14 protein-coding genes are annotated in these 17,621 nt (G+C 34.2%); 7 read left to right on the top strand and 7 right to left on the bottom strand.

All coding sequences use genetic code 11. From position 1 onward, the window contains the following. The first annotated feature begins 38 nt into the window (after nucleotides 1-38). Genes DPN68_RS04215 through DPN68_RS04225 form a run of 3 tightly spaced genes read left to right on the top strand, consistent with a single transcriptional unit; the run spans nucleotide 39 to nucleotide 2,862 of the window. Nucleotides 39-1,013 (top strand): succinylglutamate desuccinylase/aspartoacylase family protein, encoded by a 975-nt coding sequence (locus DPN68_RS04215; RefSeq protein ID WP_113988403.1) that lies wholly within the window; start codon nucleotides 39-41, stop codon nucleotides 1,011-1,013. Between the two features lie 54 nt (nucleotides 1,014-1,067). Beyond that, nucleotides 1,068-2,306, top strand: coding sequence for a pyridoxal-dependent decarboxylase (locus DPN68_RS04220; protein WP_113988404.1), 1,239 nt, complete (start codon nucleotides 1,068-1,070; stop codon nucleotides 2,304-2,306). Beyond that, a complete protein-coding gene (locus DPN68_RS04225; protein WP_113988405.1) occupies nucleotides 2,299-2,862 on the top strand; it encodes a 5-formyltetrahydrofolate cyclo-ligase in 564 nt (187 codons plus the stop codon). Before DPN68_RS04220 ends, DPN68_RS04225 begins: the two co-directional genes overlap by 8 nt. 287 nt (nucleotides 2,863-3,149) lie before the next feature. Here the strand turns inward: DPN68_RS04225 and DPN68_RS04235 are convergent, their stop codons facing one another. The 6 genes from DPN68_RS04235 to gdhA all read right to left on the bottom strand — a co-directional run bounded on the left by DPN68_RS04235 (nucleotide 3,150) and on the right by gdhA (nucleotide 12,464). Then, complete coding sequence (locus tag DPN68_RS04235; RefSeq protein WP_113988407.1) at nucleotides 3,150-3,752, bottom strand: lipoprotein signal peptidase; 603 nt, start codon at nucleotides 3,750-3,752, stop codon at nucleotides 3,150-3,152. 323 nt (nucleotides 3,753-4,075) lie between these two features. Further along, a complete protein-coding gene (locus DPN68_RS04240) occupies nucleotides 4,076-4,456 on the bottom strand; it encodes a TraR/DksA family transcriptional regulator (protein WP_113988408.1) in 381 nt (126 codons plus the stop codon). Between the two features lie 7 nt (nucleotides 4,457-4,463). Further along, nucleotides 4,464-7,883 carry an isoleucine--tRNA ligase gene (gene ileS, locus DPN68_RS04245; RefSeq protein WP_113988409.1) on the bottom strand — a complete coding sequence of 1,140 codons (3,420 nt, stop codon included), beginning with the start codon at nucleotides 7,881-7,883 and terminating at the stop codon, nucleotides 4,464-4,466. 79 nt (nucleotides 7,884-7,962) lie between these two features. Next, nucleotides 7,963-8,676, bottom strand: a complete 714-nt coding sequence (recO, locus tag DPN68_RS04250) for a DNA repair protein RecO (protein ID WP_113988410.1) — start codon at nucleotides 8,674-8,676, stop codon at nucleotides 7,963-7,965. Between the two features lie 38 nt (nucleotides 8,677-8,714). Further along, the gene (gene porZ, locus DPN68_RS04255) at nucleotides 8,715-11,006 is read right to left on the bottom strand and encodes a type IX secretion system anionic LPS delivery protein PorZ (RefSeq protein ID WP_113988411.1); all 2,292 of its coding nucleotides are present in this window, start codon (nucleotides 11,004-11,006) and stop codon (nucleotides 8,715-8,717) included. 114 nt (nucleotides 11,007-11,120) lie between these two features. Continuing rightward, complete coding sequence (gene gdhA, locus DPN68_RS04260; RefSeq protein ID WP_113988412.1) at nucleotides 11,121-12,464, bottom strand: NADP-specific glutamate dehydrogenase; 1,344 nt, start codon at nucleotides 12,462-12,464, stop codon at nucleotides 11,121-11,123. Between the two features lie 241 nt (nucleotides 12,465-12,705). On the opposite strand from gdhA, the gene DPN68_RS04265 reads away from it, so the two are divergent. Then, entirely contained in the window at nucleotides 12,706-13,485 is a 780-nt protein-coding gene (locus tag DPN68_RS04265) for a THC0290_0291 family protein (RefSeq protein ID WP_113988413.1), read from the top strand. A gap of 67 nt (nucleotides 13,486-13,552) precedes the next feature. On the opposite strand, the gene DPN68_RS04270 is transcribed toward DPN68_RS04265, so the two are convergent. Then, nucleotides 13,553-14,698: a cystathionine gamma-synthase gene (locus tag DPN68_RS04270; RefSeq protein WP_113988414.1), complete on the bottom strand. Its 1,146-nt coding sequence runs from the start codon at nucleotides 14,696-14,698 to the stop codon at nucleotides 13,553-13,555. Nucleotides 14,699-14,841: 143 nt separating this feature from the next. Between DPN68_RS04270 and DPN68_RS04275 the strand changes: the two genes are divergently transcribed. From DPN68_RS04275 to DPN68_RS04285, 3 genes are all read left to right on the top strand, one after another. Beyond that, nucleotides 14,842-15,546 carry a response regulator transcription factor gene (locus DPN68_RS04275; RefSeq protein ID WP_113988415.1) on the top strand — a complete coding sequence of 235 codons (705 nt, stop codon included), beginning with the start codon at nucleotides 14,842-14,844 and terminating at the stop codon, nucleotides 15,544-15,546. Between the two features lie 10 nt (nucleotides 15,547-15,556). After that, nucleotides 15,557-16,939: a sensor histidine kinase gene (locus tag DPN68_RS04280; RefSeq protein ID WP_113988416.1), complete on the top strand. Its 1,383-nt coding sequence runs from the start codon at nucleotides 15,557-15,559 to the stop codon at nucleotides 16,937-16,939. Nucleotides 16,940-17,114: 175 nt separating this feature from the next. After that, complete coding sequence (locus tag DPN68_RS04285) at nucleotides 17,115-17,612, top strand: hypothetical protein (protein ID WP_133256564.1); 498 nt, start codon at nucleotides 17,115-17,117, stop codon at nucleotides 17,610-17,612. Nucleotides 17,613-17,621 lie beyond the last annotated feature (9 nt).

The following is a 17,621-nucleotide window of genomic DNA, read 5'->3' on the forward strand; positions in this document are numbered from 1 at the left end:
TGAACTTTTCGTATTTTTAACACCTTAGAATCAAACCAATGACAGCATCTAAACCGCTTACGATACTTAAAGAAACCATTTTAGCTGGCGAAAGTAAGACCATTAATATGGAAATTGCCAAGTTGCATACCATGAATAAATTAAAAATTCCAATCATTGTGGAACGTTCAAAAACAGATGGACCAACGGTTTTGTTTTGCGCTGGATTGCACGGTGATGAAATTAACGGAACTGAAATCGTTCGTCAGTTAATTGTTCAAAAAATCAACAAGCCAAAAATTGGAACCATTATTTGTATTCCTATCATCAATATTTTTGGCTTTGTGAACAAAACACGCGAATTTCCAGATGGTCGAGATTTGAATCGTGTTTTCCCAGGAAGTAAAACAGGTTCTTTGGCGAGTAGATTTGCTTATCATATTCTGAAAGAAATAATTCCGCATGTAGATTATACAATCGATTTTCATGCTGGCGGTGCCAGTCGATTTAATGCACCACAAATTCGAATTGTTCCAGAAAATCAAGAGTTGAAACAACTTTCGGATATTTTTAATGCACCATTTACTTTGTATTCCAAAAATATTTCTGGTTCTTTTCGAAGTGCTTGCGATAAATTAGGTGTGAAAATGTTGCTTTTTGAAGGTGGAAAATCTTTGGATTTAAATGATGCCATTACGCAGGAAGCTATTGAAGGAACCAAACGATTTTTAGCGCATTTGGACATGTTGAATCCAAGAAAAAAAGTGATTTTTTCCGAGCGAAAACCCATTTATATTGAAAAATCGAGTTGGCTACGTGCCAAGTTTTCGGGCATGTTTCATGGTGTTGCTGTAATTGGAGCTTTTGTTAAGAAAGGGGATTTATTGGCAACCATTTCTGATCCTTACGGAAAAGTAGAACACAAAGTAAAAGCGCCACATGAAGGTTATTTAATTAACGTAAATGATGCGCCATTTGTTTATCAAGGTGACGCCATTTATCATATTTCGACTCATCTAGAAAAAGAAAGCTAACAATTATCATGTTTTTTAGGAAAAAGTGTTGGTAAATTTGCCTAAAAATAGATTATGCAGTACTGGAAAAAATTATCACAATTAGAGCGAAAAAACAGAATTCAACAAGCACTTCAGGAAAATATTAGCTTTACAAAGGACATTTCATTAGGCTTTCCCGCATCCAAATTAGACGGAAAAGTGTTTTATGATGATGCTCCGTTTCTAGCTGACGCACCCACATTACAAACCTATGTTGCCAATCCGAATAACATTGGATGTCATACTTTTGGTGCATCTGAAAGTGTATTTTCTGGAACGCAAGAAATTGAGCGTGAAGTTTTAAACGTTATTGCAGTTGATATTTTTAAAGCCAAACCCAATGAATTTGATGGTTATATTGCTCCAGGCGGAACCGAAGCGAATATTCAAGCGATTTGGGTTTTTAGAAATGAATTCATGCATCAATATGACGCTAAATTGGAAGAAATTGCCATTTTAGCATCGGAAGACACCCATTATTCTATTCCAAAAGCTTCCAATTTATTACAAATTGATTGGTTGAAAATTCCAGTTGGTTTTGAAAATCGTGAAATTGATGCAGTTGCATTGGGTACTATAATTTTGGAAGCTAAAAATAAAGGAAAAAAATACTTTATTGCGGTTTCAAATCTTGGAACAACGATGTTTGGTTCGGTAGATAATCCAGAAGTTTATATTTCGGCTTTGGAAAATCAGCAAGTAATGTATCGTTTGCATATTGATGGCGCTTATGGTGGTTTTGTGTATCCGTTTAGTAATCGGGATTCAGGAATTAATTTTAATAATCCCAAAATTAGTTCTATTACGATTGATGCTCACAAAATGTTACAAGCACCTTACGGAACAGGAATTTACATTTGTAGAAAAGGTTTAATCGAAAACACATTAACCAAAGAAGCTGAATACGTAGAAGGAATGGACTTAACCCTTTGCGGTAGTCGTTCTGGAGCCAATGCCGTTGCGGTTTGGATGATTTTGTTTACCTATGGCGGACATGGTTGGTTTGAAAAAGTGAGTATTTTACAAATGCGAACCCAATTTTTATGTCAGGAATTGGATAAATTGGGAGTAAAATACTTCAGAGAACCTTTTATGAATATTGTTACTATTGATTCTAGTGATTTACCAAAAACCTTAGCTGAAAAATACCGTTTGGTTCCTCAACAACATCAAGGCGATAATAAATGGTACAAAATTGTGGTGATGGATCACGTAGAAGTCGAACATTTAACTAGCTTTGTAATGGAATTGAAAGCTGTTGGAAATGGATAAGAAATCGTTAAGGCAAAAGGCAAAAGGGGAAAGGCAAAAGTTATCTCAAGAGGAAATCGAAGACAAAAGCTTGGCTATTGCTAACCAATTGTTGCGCATGGATATCTGGGATAAATTGTATTACCATTTGTTTTTAACTATCGAAGAGCAAAAAGAAATTAATACGGAATACATGCTGCAAATTTTAGCGGGAAAAGATAAAGAAATCGTCATTTCGAAGTGTGAGTTTGAAACCTTAGGCATGACCCATTTTTTATTAACCGATAATACAAAAATCAAGAAAAACAATTACAACGTTCCCGAACCTGTTGATGGCATTGAAGTTCCTGACGTAAAAATTGATGTGGTTTTTGTGCCACTTTTAGCTTACGACAAACAAGGAAATAGAGTAGGCTACGGAAAAGGTTTCTACGATAATTTTCTAAGCAAATGTAAGCCTGAAACCATTAAAATTGGATTGTCGTTTTTTCCGCCAGAAGAAAAAATTGATGATGTTTTTGAAAGTGATGTGAAACTAGATTTTTGTGTGACTCCTGATGAGGTTATTTCTTTTTAAAATAGAAAATCAATTCAAACAATCCATAAATTGCGAGGTGAACAAAAAGGACAAATAAAGGATAAAGTAACATTGGTAGTGAGCCACCACCACTAAAATTATTGACATCAAGAAACATATACAGAAACCAAGAAGTATAAATAAGAAGAATTACTAAATTGAATTTGTAAAATTGTCGTTTTGTAATTTGCGTTTGTATTCCAAAATAGAGAATTGCTACTAAAAAACAGCAATAGAGAAAAACAAACTCATTATCTAATGGAAACATCTTACTCTTTTAGATGATCTTATTCCTCACTACCAGCAAACGCTCTTTTATTAAATACAATCAGAATTCCAACACCAGTAGAAATCGCTACATCGGCTACGTTGAAAATAGCATTGAAGAATGTAAAGTGTTTGCCGCCCCAAACAGGCAACCAAGAAGGTAAATTGCCTTCCCAAATAGGAAAATAGAACATATCTACAACTTCACCATAAAACCAAGTGCCATAAGGTTCTGCAGCAAAAGCTGTTGCCACTTGATTGTAACTGTCGTTAAAAATAACACCATAAAAAACCGAATCAATAATATTACCAACAGCTCCGGCTAAAATCAATGCAATTGCGGTAATTAGAAAGTTGGAAAGTTTTTTTCTAACGGAATCCCACAACCACCAACTAATACCAAAAACAGCAACAATTCTAAATAAAGTCAAGAAAAGTTTACCATAATCACCAGGAATTACTGCACCCCAAGCCATGCCTTCGTTCTCAATAAAATGAATACGAAACCATTCAAAAACCTTTACTTCTTCGCCCAAATAGAAGTTGGTTTTAATATAAATTTTAGAAATTTGATCTATTAAAAGTACGAGTACAACTAGTAATGAAGCCTTTTTCAGTGACATTTTTTGGTTTTTGAATTGCAAAAATAAGCAAAAATAAAGAACAAATTCAAAAATCAAGAGCAAGAACAATTTCAATCTCAAAAATCAAGAACAATTCCAAAAATTCAATTAAATGCCATAATCTGAAAATCTAAATTCTAAATCTTTATCTTTTTTCTTTTTTTGGAACACAGATTGAAGAAATTGAAGTAATCAAAAAAATCTTTGTGCCTTTGCGTCTTTGCGAGCAAAAATTATAGCACAGCGTTTCACAAAAAAAATCCAAACCCCAAAATGTATCAAAACAAATTGGAATTTGGAATTTAAAATTTGGTATTTGGTAATTAGCGTTGTAAATTCTTCGCTTCAATACTCATAGTAGCATGAGGAACGATTTTTAAACGCTCTTTATTAATTAATTTACCGGTTACTTTACAAACCCCGTAGGTTTTGTTTTCAATACGAATCAACGCATTTTTTAAATCGCGAATGAATTTCTCTTGACGAATTGCCAATTGTGAATTCGCTTCTTTGCTCATGGTTTCGCTTCCTTCTTCAAATGCTTTGAACGTTGGAGATGTATCATCTGTTCCGTTGTTTAAATCATTCATATAAGCGCTTTTGATAAGCTCTAAATCGTTTTTCGCTTTTTCTAGTTTAGCTAAAATTAATTCTTTGAATTCTGCTAAATCTGCATCTGAATATTTTAATTTTTCCTCTACCATAATTCCGTTATTTAGAAATTAATACTCTTGTTTGTAACTCATCAAACTCAATTTCCGTACCATTTTCTAATTGGTCTACAAAAATAAGTTCTTTAGTAAGCGTTTCTGATTTGATGTAACTTTCATTTGCTTTAACTGCTTTTTCAATTGTGTCGTTTTTTAACAATTGAACGTGTATTTTGTCTGTTACTTCAAAACCAGAATCTTTTCGGATATTTTGAATTCGATTCACAAGTTCTCTGGCAATTCCTTCATTACGCAATTCTTCTGAAATGGTAATGTCTAACGCTACCGTAATTCCGTTTGCATTAGCTACTAACCAACCCGGAATATCTTGTGAAGAAATCTCCACGTCTTCGGATGTTAAATTAATACTTTTTCCTGATATTTCAATGGTTAACACATTTTCTTTGTCTAATTGATTGATTTGTTCTTGAGAAAAATTCTGTATCTCTTTGGAAATCAATCCCATATCTTTTCCGAAACGCGGTCCTAATGCTTTAAAATTAGGCTTAATTTGCTTCACTAAAACGCCCGAAGCATCGTCTAATAACTCAATTTCCTTTACGTTTACTTCCGCTTTAATCAAATCAGAAATGGCTTCAATTTCTGCTTTAAAATTCTTGTCAAGTACTGGAATCATTACTCTTTGTAACGGTTGGCGTACTTTAATCATCTCCTTTTTACGAAGCGATAAAACCAATGAAGAAACCGTTTGTGCTTTCCCCATTTTGCTTTCTAATGATTTATCAACAAAGTTTTCAACCATTTTTGGAAACTCGGCCAAATGTACGCTTTCAAACGACTCAGAACCTGTAGCTTGTGTTAAATCTCTGTAAAGTTTATCCATAAAGAACGGCGCAATTGGAGCCGAAAGCTTCGCAATAGTCACCAAACAGGTATAAAGTGTTTGATACGCCGCAATTTTATCTTGTGCATATTCGCCTTTCCAGAATCTTCTTCTACACAAACGAACGTACCAGTTACTCAAGTTTTCTTGAACGAAATCGGATATAGCACGAGCCGCTTTTGTTGGTTCGTAATCTGCATACGCTTCATCTACCAATTGAATTAAGGTATGTAATTCCGATAAAATCCAACGGTCGATTTCTGGTCTTTCGTTTAATGGAACTTCGGCTTCATTGTATTTGAAACCATCGATATTGGCATATAAAGCAAAGAACGAATACGTATTATAAAGTGTTCCAAAGAATTTTCTTCTTACTTCAGCAACACCTTCGATATCAAACTTTAAGTTGTCCCAAGGATTTGCATTCGAAATCATGTACCAACGTGTAGCATCTGGACCATATTCTGCCAAAGTAGTAAATGGATCCACCGCATTTCCTAAACGTTTCGACATTTTTTGTCCGTTTTTGTCCAAAACTAATCCGTTGGATACAACGTTTTTATATGCAATTTTATCGAAAACCAATGTTCCAATCGCGTGTAACGTATAAAACCATCCACGAGTTTGATCTACACCTTCTGCAATAAAATCGGCTGGGAAGGCTTTATTTTCGTCGATTAATTCTTTGTTTTCAAATGGATAATGCCATTGAGCATAAGGCATCGCGCCTGAATCGAACCAAACGTCAATTAAGTCTGTTTCGCGTTTCATTGGTTTTCCTGATGGCGAAACTAAAACGATATCATCAACAATATTTTTATGTAAATCAACCAAATCATAATTAGATTCTGCCATATTTCCGATTTCGAATCCTTTAAATGGATTTTCCATCATTAAACCAGCTGCAATGGATTTTTCGATTTCATTGTATAATTCCTCTACTGAACCTATACAGATTGTTTCAGTTCCTTCGTCATTTCTCCATAATGGTAAAGGAATTCCCCAATATCTTGAACGTGATAAGTTCCAATCATTCGCATTTTTCAACCAATTTCCGAAACGACCTTCTCCAGTTGCTTTTGGCTTCCAGTTGATGGTGTCATTTAAATCGAACATTCTATCTTTGATTTCAGTTACTTTGATGAACCAAGAATCTAACGGATAATATAAAATTGGTTTGTCGGTTCTCCAACAATGTGGATAACTGTGTACATATTTTTCAACCTTAAAGGCTTTGTTTTCTTCTTTTAATTGGATAGCGATTTCTACGTCAACTGAACGTTCAGGCGCTTCTCCATCGTTGTAATATTCGTTTTTAACGTATTTACCTGAATAATCACCTAAACCTTGGATAAATCTACCTTGTAAGTCTACTAATGGCACAGGATTTCCGTTTTCGTCTAAAACCAACATTGGCGGTACTTCAGGAGTTACTTCTTTAGCCACTTTAGCATCATCAGCTCCGAAAGTTGGTGCGGTGTGTACAATTCCGGTTCCGTCTTCTGTGGTAACAAAATCACCAGAAATTACTCTAAAAGCATTTTCTGGATTTTGATACGGTAACGCTAATGGTAATAATTGTTCGTAACGAATTCCCACTAAATCAGCTCCTTTAAACTCAGTTAAAATTTCATATGGAATTGTGGAAACCTTACCATCATATGTTCCTGGTATAGCTCCTTTTCCATCACTACTAGCCGCAGCAAATGGAGCGAATTTTTTTCCAAATTGCTTCTCTACTAAATTCTTAGCCAAAACCACATTTACAGGCTCAAAAGTATATTGATTGAATGTTTTCACTAAAACATAATCGATTTTTGGACCAACTGTTAATGCTGTATTCGATGGCAACGTCCAAGGAGTTGTAGTCCAAGCTAAGAAATGAACCGTTCCAAAACCTTGTAATAAACTTGGTAAGGTTTCGTCTTTTGCTTTAAACTGTGCTACAATCGTAGTATCGGTTACATCACGGTATGAACCTGGCTGATTCACTTCGTGCGAAGATAAACCTGTTCCCGCTTTTGGAGAATAGGGTTGGATTGTGTAGCCTTTGTATAGTAAATCTTTGTTGTAAATTTGTTTTAGCAACCACCAAACCGTTTCCATGTATTTGGATTTGTACGTTACATACGGATCTTCCATATCTACCCAATAGCCCATTTTTTCGGTCAGGTCGTTCCATACATCGGTATAACGCATAACGGTTCTTTTACAAGCTTCGTTGTATTCTGTAACCGAGATAGTTTTTCCGATATCTTCTTTGGTGATGCCTAATTCTTTTTCGGTACCTAATTCTACAGGTAAACCGTGCGTATCCCAGCCCGCTTTACGCTTAACTTGGTAGCCTTTTTGAGTTTTATAACGACAAAAAATATCTTTAATCGCGCGTGCCATTACGTGGTGAATTCCAGGCAAACCGTTTGCAGATGGCGGCCCTTCAAAAAACACGTAAGGTGTAGCTCCTTCGCGAGAAGTTACCGATTGTTCAAAGATGTGGTTTTTTTTCCAAAAGTCAAGAACTTCTGATGCTACTGTTGGCAAGTCAAGTCCTTTGTATTCAGTAAATTTTGTACTCATTTTGTCGCTTTCTTAAATCAATTTGCGAAAGTAATGATTTAAAGGTAAAAGGCAAAAGGTAAAAGGCAAAAGTTAGCGATTAAGCAAAAACTTCCTTTAGAATTTCTAATGATTTTGGTTTTTTAAAACCATCAATATTGAACGTGTAATAATCCATGAGAATTTTTAGCAGTTCTTGACGTTGGGTTGAGGAGAATATTTTTTGGCTGTCTTGATAGCGCAGCTCCATCAGTTTCCTAAATAATTGCGTGACTTCTTTCGATAAGCAACTTACACCTTCAAACGGAACAAAAACGCCTTCTGTAATTTCAAAATAGGGATTATCATTATTGGGATTTTGTGGATAAAAACCGAGATATTTGGTTACTTGTAACAAAGTAATCAAATGAAAATTAGCAATTTCGTCGTGGTTGTCTAACCATGTGAAAGCGGTTTCAAGAAATGAAAAAAGCGGTTCGTTTTTTCCGTCTTCTTTGATGGCATGATGTAATACTTCGGAAAGAAATAATATAATTGTGGTTTTGGTAATATCTTGGTGTAGTGAATGATACGGATTTTGAATTTTAATTTCTTTAAAACGTTCCAAAGTTCCCTTGTTTTTGTGATACGCTTCAATTTCCAATTGAGCTAACGGTTGAAAAAAAGCTATTTTTTGGCTGTTCTTTTTCCCAGTAAATGCGTTGTTTACAAAATACGATTTTAGTCCGTCTGAAAGCGTAAAACATTTTACAATCAAGCTTTTTTCTTGATATTTTAATGTGGAAATTACTATGGCTTTAGTTTTGACGAGCATTTTAAAGGTGATGGGTGTTAGGTGATGGGAGATAGGTATTATCTAATTACCATTACTTTTTTAACCGTAGAATCAGTTCCATCTTGGCTTGCTACAAAAATCATGTAGACGCCCGATGCTACTTTGTATTTCCCAAAAGCGGTTGTATCCCATTCAATGGTTCCACCTGCAGAAGTAGTTTCAAAAACTAAATTTCCTTCAATATCGGTAATTTTTATGTTTGCTTTGTCGGTTAATCCACTAATTTTTACTGTGCCAACAAATCCTGGTCGTACTGGATTGGGATACACAAAAACATCGGCTAAACTATCGCTGGGTTTGGTAGACGTTCCTAAAAAGGATACCATTCCTTTGTCGGTTGCAAAAAACACTTCGCCTGAATTTCCGTCTATTTCAATGTCTAAAATATTGTTGCTAGGCAATGGCGAGTTGTCTTTGTCAAAGCGATAAATAGTTTCTTGCCCGTTTGCAGAAACTAAGAAAACACCACCATTTGCTATGGAAACCCATTTTCTATTAGCGCCATCAACCGCAATATCGATGATGGATTGTTGGAAGAAAAGTTCTTGTGCTAAATCTCCTTCTTGAATAACAATATTAGTTGTGGTTAATTCTGTTTCCGACAAAAATCTGTCAACACTTGATAGAATTCGTAATCCTCTGAATGTACCAATCCATAACTGGTTTCTATTGTCTAATGCTACACAAGTTACCACAGGATCGGGCAAGTTGCCGTTATTTACATTAATATTGATGAATTTATTGTTCAAATTTTCATTGAAAGCGACTATCCCATCGTTGTAAGCAGCAATCCATTTGGTTTTGTTTTTATCTATAGCAATAGTGTTGTATCGTCCGGTTGCAATATTAGCGGTAATTCCTTGTAGATTGTACGATTGCCATTGGTTACCACGTAATACTTTAATTCCGCGATTAACAAATGCATTGGTAATCCAAAGATTTCCATCACTATCAAAGGTGGGACTGTTGATACGAATGTCAACATAAGAAGGATTAGGTGGAGTTAAAACTAAAGATTCTAAACCATTTGGTCCTGTATTGGTGTTGTTTAGAAGCGAGATATCACTTCCATTAATTTTTAAAAGACCGGAAAAATAAGAAGAAATATAGACTTCATTCGGATTGCTTGGATTTATAGCGATATCGGATAACGATTTTGCTTCCAATAAATCTTCATAAGGAATTACGCTCCAACCGTTTTGGTGTTCAAAGTAACTAATTCCCAGTTCATCCAAAGGATATGGATTATATTGTTGGTTGTATCTTCCATGTACAGTCCAAATTCGATTAGGGCCTTTTTTTACTCTAAAAATATAGTTTTGCAAAGGGCCATTGGGAGAAATATTTTCAAAATTAGTTGGGTTTGCCAAAGCGGTTTCAAAAAGCCCGTCTTTTTCAGTTCCAATGAATAATTTTCCGTTAACTACTGTTGCTGCTGTAAAGCGAGGATTGTATTCTGGAATGGAAGCATTTGTGATAGTAGCAATAGTGTTAAACGTTTGGTTTAAAACAAAAACGGATGTTGGAGTAGTAACAATAATCTCGGATTGATTGGTTTTTAGTCTCAACCCAACTTGAAAGTGATTAAGAATTTCAACAAAAGCACTTCCGTTGTGTCGATATGTTCTCCCATTGGTATTGGATGCAATAAGTTGGTTGTTGAAAGTGATAATTCCTGTCCAAAAACCGTTGTCAAATGTAGACCATTCAGCAAAATCAAATAAGAAAGGATTATTCAGATCGCCCTTTCTAATTCCGTTTGTTCTAGTAACTGCATAAATTTCGTTGTCTTTTACAGTTGTTTGTAACACTTCTAGTTCTTCGCCGCTTGGTCCTATAAAATAGGTAGTTATAAATTCTAGAGTAGTGGCGTTGAGTACGGAAATTCCGTAGTCGGTGGCAATATAGATTCTTCCGTTGTGTTCGTATAAATCGTTGATTCTTTTTTTGTTGGGCGGAACAGGAACTTCAGTAATAATATCTACTTTTTGAGTGATGCTTCCATCCCCATTGATTACTAAAAGTAAACCATTGGTATTACCAACAAAAGTTTTATTCACAACATCAGAACGTGTAATGCAAGTAATCGATTCTGGTTTGAAGCCGTTTATTGCATTAGTTTGACTTAAGTTTCCAGTTGTTGTGTTTTTTGAGAAAACGCTATTTTCGGTAGCCGCATAGACATTGGTACTTCCATTAGTTACATCAACAATTTCATTGTACGAAAAATAACTTTTCCACAATTGATTGTTTTGTTGGGCAAACAATTGAAAGTTAATAAGGAGTAAAAGCCAAATATATCGTTTCATTCTAGCAATTTAATACAAATATAGTATAAACGTAAGAATTCTGTATTTATGCTATTGAAATAAAAAAAGTCCATTCAACTGAATGGACTTTTAAAATATTTGGATATGATTGTATTAAACTACGCCTTGAGCCAACATAGCGTCAGCAACTTTTACGAATCCAGCGATGTTAGCACCTTTAACATAGTTTACATAGCCATCTTCTTCTGTTCCGTATTTTTTACATTGGCTGTGAATACCAACCATAATATCTTTTAAACGAGCATCAACCTCTTCGCTTGTCCAATTTAAACGGATAGAGTTTTGTGTCATTTCTAAACCTGAAGCGGCAACACCACCAGCATTTGCAGCTTTACCTGGTGCAAATAATACTTTTGCATCAAGGAATAATTTAATTGCATCTAGGGTACAAGGCATGTTTGCTGCTTCAGTAACACACATAACGCCATTAGCAATAAGTTTTTGAGCGTCATCTGCATTTAATTCATTTTGAGTTGCACATGGAATAGCGATATCTACTTTAGCTTCCCAAGGACTTTTTCCTTTGTGGAATACTGCATTTGGGTATCTTTCAACATAAGTTTCCGCTTTATTGCTGCCACTTGCTCTCATTTCAAGCATGTATTCGATTTTGTCTCCAGAAATTCCGTCTGCATCATAAATGTATCCGTCAGGACCAGAAATTGTAACTAATTTTCCACCTAATTCGTTTACTTTTAAAGCAACACCCCAAGCAACGTTACCAAAACCTGAGATTGCTACTGTTTTTCCTTCGATTTTTTCGCCTCTAGTTCTCAACATTTGCTCAGTGAAATAAACAACACCATAACCAGTAGCTTCTGGACGAATTAATGAACCACCGTAAGCTAAACCTTTTCCAGTTAAAACTCCAGTGAATTCATTGCGAATTCTTTTGTATTGTCCGAACATGTAACCAATTTCTCTTGCTCCAACTCCAATGTCTCCAGCAGGAACGTCTAGGTCTGGGCCAATATGACGACATAATTCTGTCATGAAAGATTGACAAAAACGCATAATCTCACCATCCGATTTCCCTTGTGGGTCAAAATCAGAACCACCTTTACCACCACCCATTGGAAGTGTAGTTAAGCTGTTTTTAAACACTTGCTCAAAAGCTAAGAATTTAAGAACAGATAAATTTACTGTATTATGAAAACGGATACCGCCTTTATATGGTCCAATAGCTGAGTTCATTTGAATTCGGAAACCTCTGTTTACTTGAATTTCTCCTTTATCATCAACCCAAGGTACTCTAAAAATGATTGAACGCTCTGGCTCAGACATTCTTAATAACAGATTTTTTCCGTCATATTTTTTTTGTTCGGCAATAAAAGGAATTACTGTTTCAGCAAATTCTTTAACTGCTTGTAAAAATTCAGGTTCATTTGGATTTTTGGCTTCTACTTCCGCCATAAAATCTTTAATTTTTTGTTCCATGTTGTATTAAATCAATTTAAATCAATTTATATTTTTTGTGTTTAACAGAACTTATTAGTTAAACTCGACAAATATACATTTAAAAAAATCATGGTAAATTTATTTTACAAAAAAATTAAGATTTAACATTATTTTCAGGCGTTTTGAAAATTTTAAGATTTTTTAAACAAGAAAATTGATATTTTTTTTTAATCTGAACTTTGTTTTTATATATTTGTCCGATAATAGAAAAATTTTAGCAATGACTAAAAAATTAAAACACCTTATCTTATTGCTTATTTTAGCTCCATTTACTATGCAGGCTCAATTTGGGTTTTCGCATGAAGTAGGTGCCTTTATGGGCGGTGTGGCTTTTCAGTCTGACTTTGGAGTACGTGGCAATTTTGAAACAAATGCAGGAAATACAGGTATTGGTATAGGTTTAGTTCACTATATGAACTTTTCGTACCGAGCAGAATGTAACTGTTATACTGCGGACACTTATTTTAATGACCACTTTAAATTGCGTTCTGAACTTTCTTACAATAGTACCAAGTTAGAACATTTTGGAGAATGGGTTGAAAAAGAATCTATTTACGGAGAGCAATTAAGAGCTATGAAAGGTGAAGCTAAAGTTACTGACATCGGTATGCAATTAGAATTCTTCCCTTGGAGTATTCGTGAATTTACTGCTTCACAGGGTGGCTGGGCTCCTTTTGTTGGTTTAGGTGCACACTATTCTTTTTTTCAAAACAACACCTATTCTGAATTAGGACCATTAGGAACTCCATTAACTACTTATCCAAGGTATTTACCTGATGGATACATGTCTGGTTCTGGAAGTACTTGGTCAGTGGTTTCTTCTGTAGGAACTCGTTATAAACTTACTGAATTATCTGATTTATTTGTAGAGTTTAGATGGCAATATTATTTTTCAGACTGGGTTGACGGATTAAGAAAAGATCCTGAAATTTATACAGAAAACAAAGCAAATGATTGGAACTTTTGGTTTCACTTTGGTTACATCTACTATTTAGATTAATTAGAAATTACAACAATAAAAAAATCCCGATTGCTAGCAATCGGGATTTTTTGTTTTTAATAGTTTTTTATTTTAAGGCTTGTTCTAAATCTGCTAGTAAATCGTCGATGTCTTCTATTCCAACACTTAATCGAACCAAATCATCTGTTATACCAATTTCAGCTCTTTTTTCAGCAGGAACTGAAGCATGAGTCATTAAAGCTGGGTGGTTTGCAAGTGATTCTACACCACCAAGTGATTCAGCCAATGTAAATACTTTTACTTTTTCTAAAAACGATTTGGCACTTTCCAGTTTTCCAGTTTTAAACGTAAAGGTTACCATTCCTCCAAAACCACCTATCATTTGTTTTTTGGCAATTTCAAAATGCGGATGCGATGCTAAACCTGGATAATATACTCTTTCAATTGCAGGATGTTGGTTTAAATATTCCGCAACTTTCATTCCGTTTTCGCAATGACGTTGTACTCTTAAATGCAACGTTTTGATCCCTCTTAAAACTAAGAAACTATCTAATGGACCTAAAGTTCCACCTGTTGCAAATTGAGCAAAATGTAATTTTTCGCCTAATTCAACATCTTTAACAATTAAGGCACCAGCAATAACATCGGAATGTCCACCTAAATATTTTGTTGCCGAATGCATCACAATATCCGCTCCTAAATCTAGTGGTTTTTGTAAATAAGGTGTTGCAAACGTGTTGTCAACCGCAAAAAGAATGTTGTGTTTTTTAGTAATTTTAGCAATTTCAGCAATATCTGCTAACTTCATTAATGGGTTTGTTGGTGTTTCAACCCAAACCAATTTCGTGTTTTCATTAATTAACGATTCCAATTTTACCAAATCAGTCATATCGATAAAATGAAATTTAATACCGAAATCTTGATAAATTCTTGCAAACATTCTATAGGTTCCGCCATACAAATCATCCATCGCAATTACTTCGTTGCCTAGTTTTAATAATTTTAGAACAGAATCCGTTGCTGCTAATCCAGAACTAAAAGCCAAACCTCTAGTTCCATTTTCAATACTAGCCAAAGCATCTTCTAATGCTGTTCTTGTAGGATTTGCAGCTCTGCTGTATTCGTAATCACCAACAGGCTGACCTGGAGAAACTTGGGCATAAGTTGAGGTTAAAAATACTGGAGGCATAACGGCTCCTGTTACTTTTTCATAGTGTTGACCACCGTGTATGGTTTTGGTATTAAATTTCATTATTTCTTAATTTTAAGTTACAAAGGTATTAAGTTTGTTTGATTTTTTTTAATTTGCAACAATGTTTACGATGAGTTTTCACAATTAATTAACTGTTACTAATTAAGTCGGACTTTTTTAAACATTTCTAACCCAAAATTATAATGAAAAAAATACTTGTTGTTGAAGATGAAGCTCATGTGGTTTCCTTTATAAAAAAAGGATTAACTGAAGAAGGTTTTGAAGTAACTGTAGCTTTCGATGGAAAATCAGGTCTACAAATGGCTATGAAAAACACTTTCGACATCATTGTTTTGGATATTATGTTGCCCGAAATGAATGGATTAGAAGTCTGTAAAGCCATAAGAGAAGAAAATCCGCAGGTTCCTATTTTATTTTTGACAGCTTTAGGAACATCAGAAAATGTGGTTTTGGGATTAGAGAATGGCGCCGATGATTATTTGGTAAAACCCTTTAAGTTCATAGAATTAGTAGCAAGAATTAAAACCTTAATACGAAGAGCAGAAGGAAAACCATTAAAAAAGAAAGAGCGTAAAATTGAAGAAAATTATATTCATACGTTCGGTGATTTAGTGCTAAACGATTACACGAAAAAAGTAACGCGATCAGAAGAAGAAATTTCACTTACTTCAACCGAATTTAAATTGCTTTTTTATTTCATAAACAACAAAAACAAAGTGCTTTCTAGAACCGATATTTTAGAAGCTGTTTGGGGTGTTGATTACGATTTAGGAACTAATGTGGTAGATGTTTACGTAAACTACCTTCGAAAAAAAATTGATACGAATCCAGATCAGAAACTATTGCATACCGTAATTGGAATGGGATATGTTTTAAAAGAAGCTTAAAAGAGACGCCATGCCAATCAAAACCATGAAAAGACAATCGAGAACCATTTTGTTACTATTAATTCCTTTTTTAATAGTGATTTTCTCGTTTAGTATTTTCATTTATTATTCGGTTTCCAATTATTCAGAGAATTATTTCTTTAAACTTCTAGAAGCCAGAGCTTTTAAAGTTGCCAAAGAACAATTAGACAATGAAGAAGTTGTAGATAGAAATGTACTTGATAAACTTAGTTTTTCTGAAAAGTTACCTCACGAAAAAGATTTTTTTATTCCAATTGATGACGCAATCGATCTAACGTTTGAAGCCCAAAGAATTGGAATCCCGGAAAACTTTTTAAGAAATGTAGTTAAAAACAATAGTGACGAATATGTTTCTGAGCGTTACCTTTATAAAGGAATTAATTACCAATCCAAATCTGGAAAATTTATTGTTATTACCGCAGCTGAAAATTACTTCCAACTCAATCAAGCGGAAAATTTAATTCAAACCTTATTATTTGCAATTGTAGCTTCAATCTTACTGCTTTTGTACATTGCGTTATATTTCTCTAAAAATATTTTCAAGCCCATTTCTATTATAACAGAACAAGTAAAAGAAATTAGCTCTGAAAATTTGCATTTACGTCTGAAAGATACCAATCGTAGTGATGAACTAAACGAACTAGCAAGCACATTCAACGATATGCTTGATCGTATTGAAACTTCTTTTGAAACCCAAAACAACTTTATTAGCAATGCTTCTCACGAATTACGAACGCCATTAACCGCAATTATTGGCGAGGCCGATGTGGCACTTTCAAAACCAAGAAAACCCGAAGATTACATCGAATCACTTTATATTATTCTGCATGAAGCTGAAAAATTAGATAATAAAACCAAAGCACTATTGTTTCTGGCACAAACGGGTTTCAATGGAAAGGTGCAGAAATTCGATAAAGTTCGAATTGACCAATTACTTTGGGATGTAAAAGAAAACTTAGAAAGTTTAAATGCTAAAAATAAAATTCATTTGGACATGGAATTACTTCCAGAAAATCCAATGAAATTAAAAGTAAACGGAAATCAACAACTTCTTCATTTGGCTTTCAGTAATATTATTAGCAACGGTTGCAAATATTCCGATTATGATACGGTTGTAGTTTCTATTGGCGCTTCTGACGATTTTGTTTATGTAGTAATACGAGACAAAGGGATTGGAATTCCCGAAAATGAAATCAAGTACATTTACGATCCGTTTTTTAGGGCTTCTAATACCAAAAACTATGAAGGTTACGGAATTGGTTTACCACTAACTAGAAATATTATCAGAATGCATAACGGTAAAATGATGGTTACGTCTCTAGAAAATCAAGGAACAACTGTTCAAATTACGTTACCTGTTTGGCAACCTTAAAGTTAGTAAAAGTGCTGATTTTCAGAATTTTTAAAGGTTTTTAACTTAAAATTAGGCTTTTCTAATCTCATTTTAATCTAGAAAGGCAAATTTTAATAACATTCTAATCCTAGATTTAAACCGCTCTAATTTCCTGACTCTAATTTTGTAGTGTAATCTAAAAATGATTAATGCTATGAAAAAAACCATTTTAATTCCAACAGATTTTACCGTACAATCGCTAAACGTTTTAAAGACAGTTTTGGCTAATAACACAACTAATTTACAATTTGACATTGTTCTTTTACACGGTGTGAGCTTAAGCGATTCTATTAGAGATTTATTGTTTTATTCCAAAGCCAAACAAATTGCTAGTTTGACTAATCCAGAATTTGAAGAAGCTTTTGAAGTAATTAAAAACAAGTTTGATTCTCAGATTAATTCCATGCGAATTGATTTGTTTACAGGATACAATCAAGCGGCTTTTAACAATTATTTAGAAGGTAATAGAGTAGAACAAATTGTAATGACCAATCAGAAATTGCGTTTAACCAATTCTAAAAGCTTCAATTTAGAAACCTTCATTGAAAAAAGTAATGTAGACGTATTTGTAATCAACGCTGGTGAAGTTGCCACACTTCCTGAAAAAGGAAAACTTGCCGAAGTGTTTTTCAACCACGCACAGGTTGGATAAAAAACGAAA

The sequence above is a fragment of the Flavobacterium tibetense genome (assembly GCF_003293845.1).
GTDB classification, from domain to species: domain Bacteria; phylum Bacteroidota; class Bacteroidia; order Flavobacteriales; family Flavobacteriaceae; genus Flavobacterium; species Flavobacterium tibetense.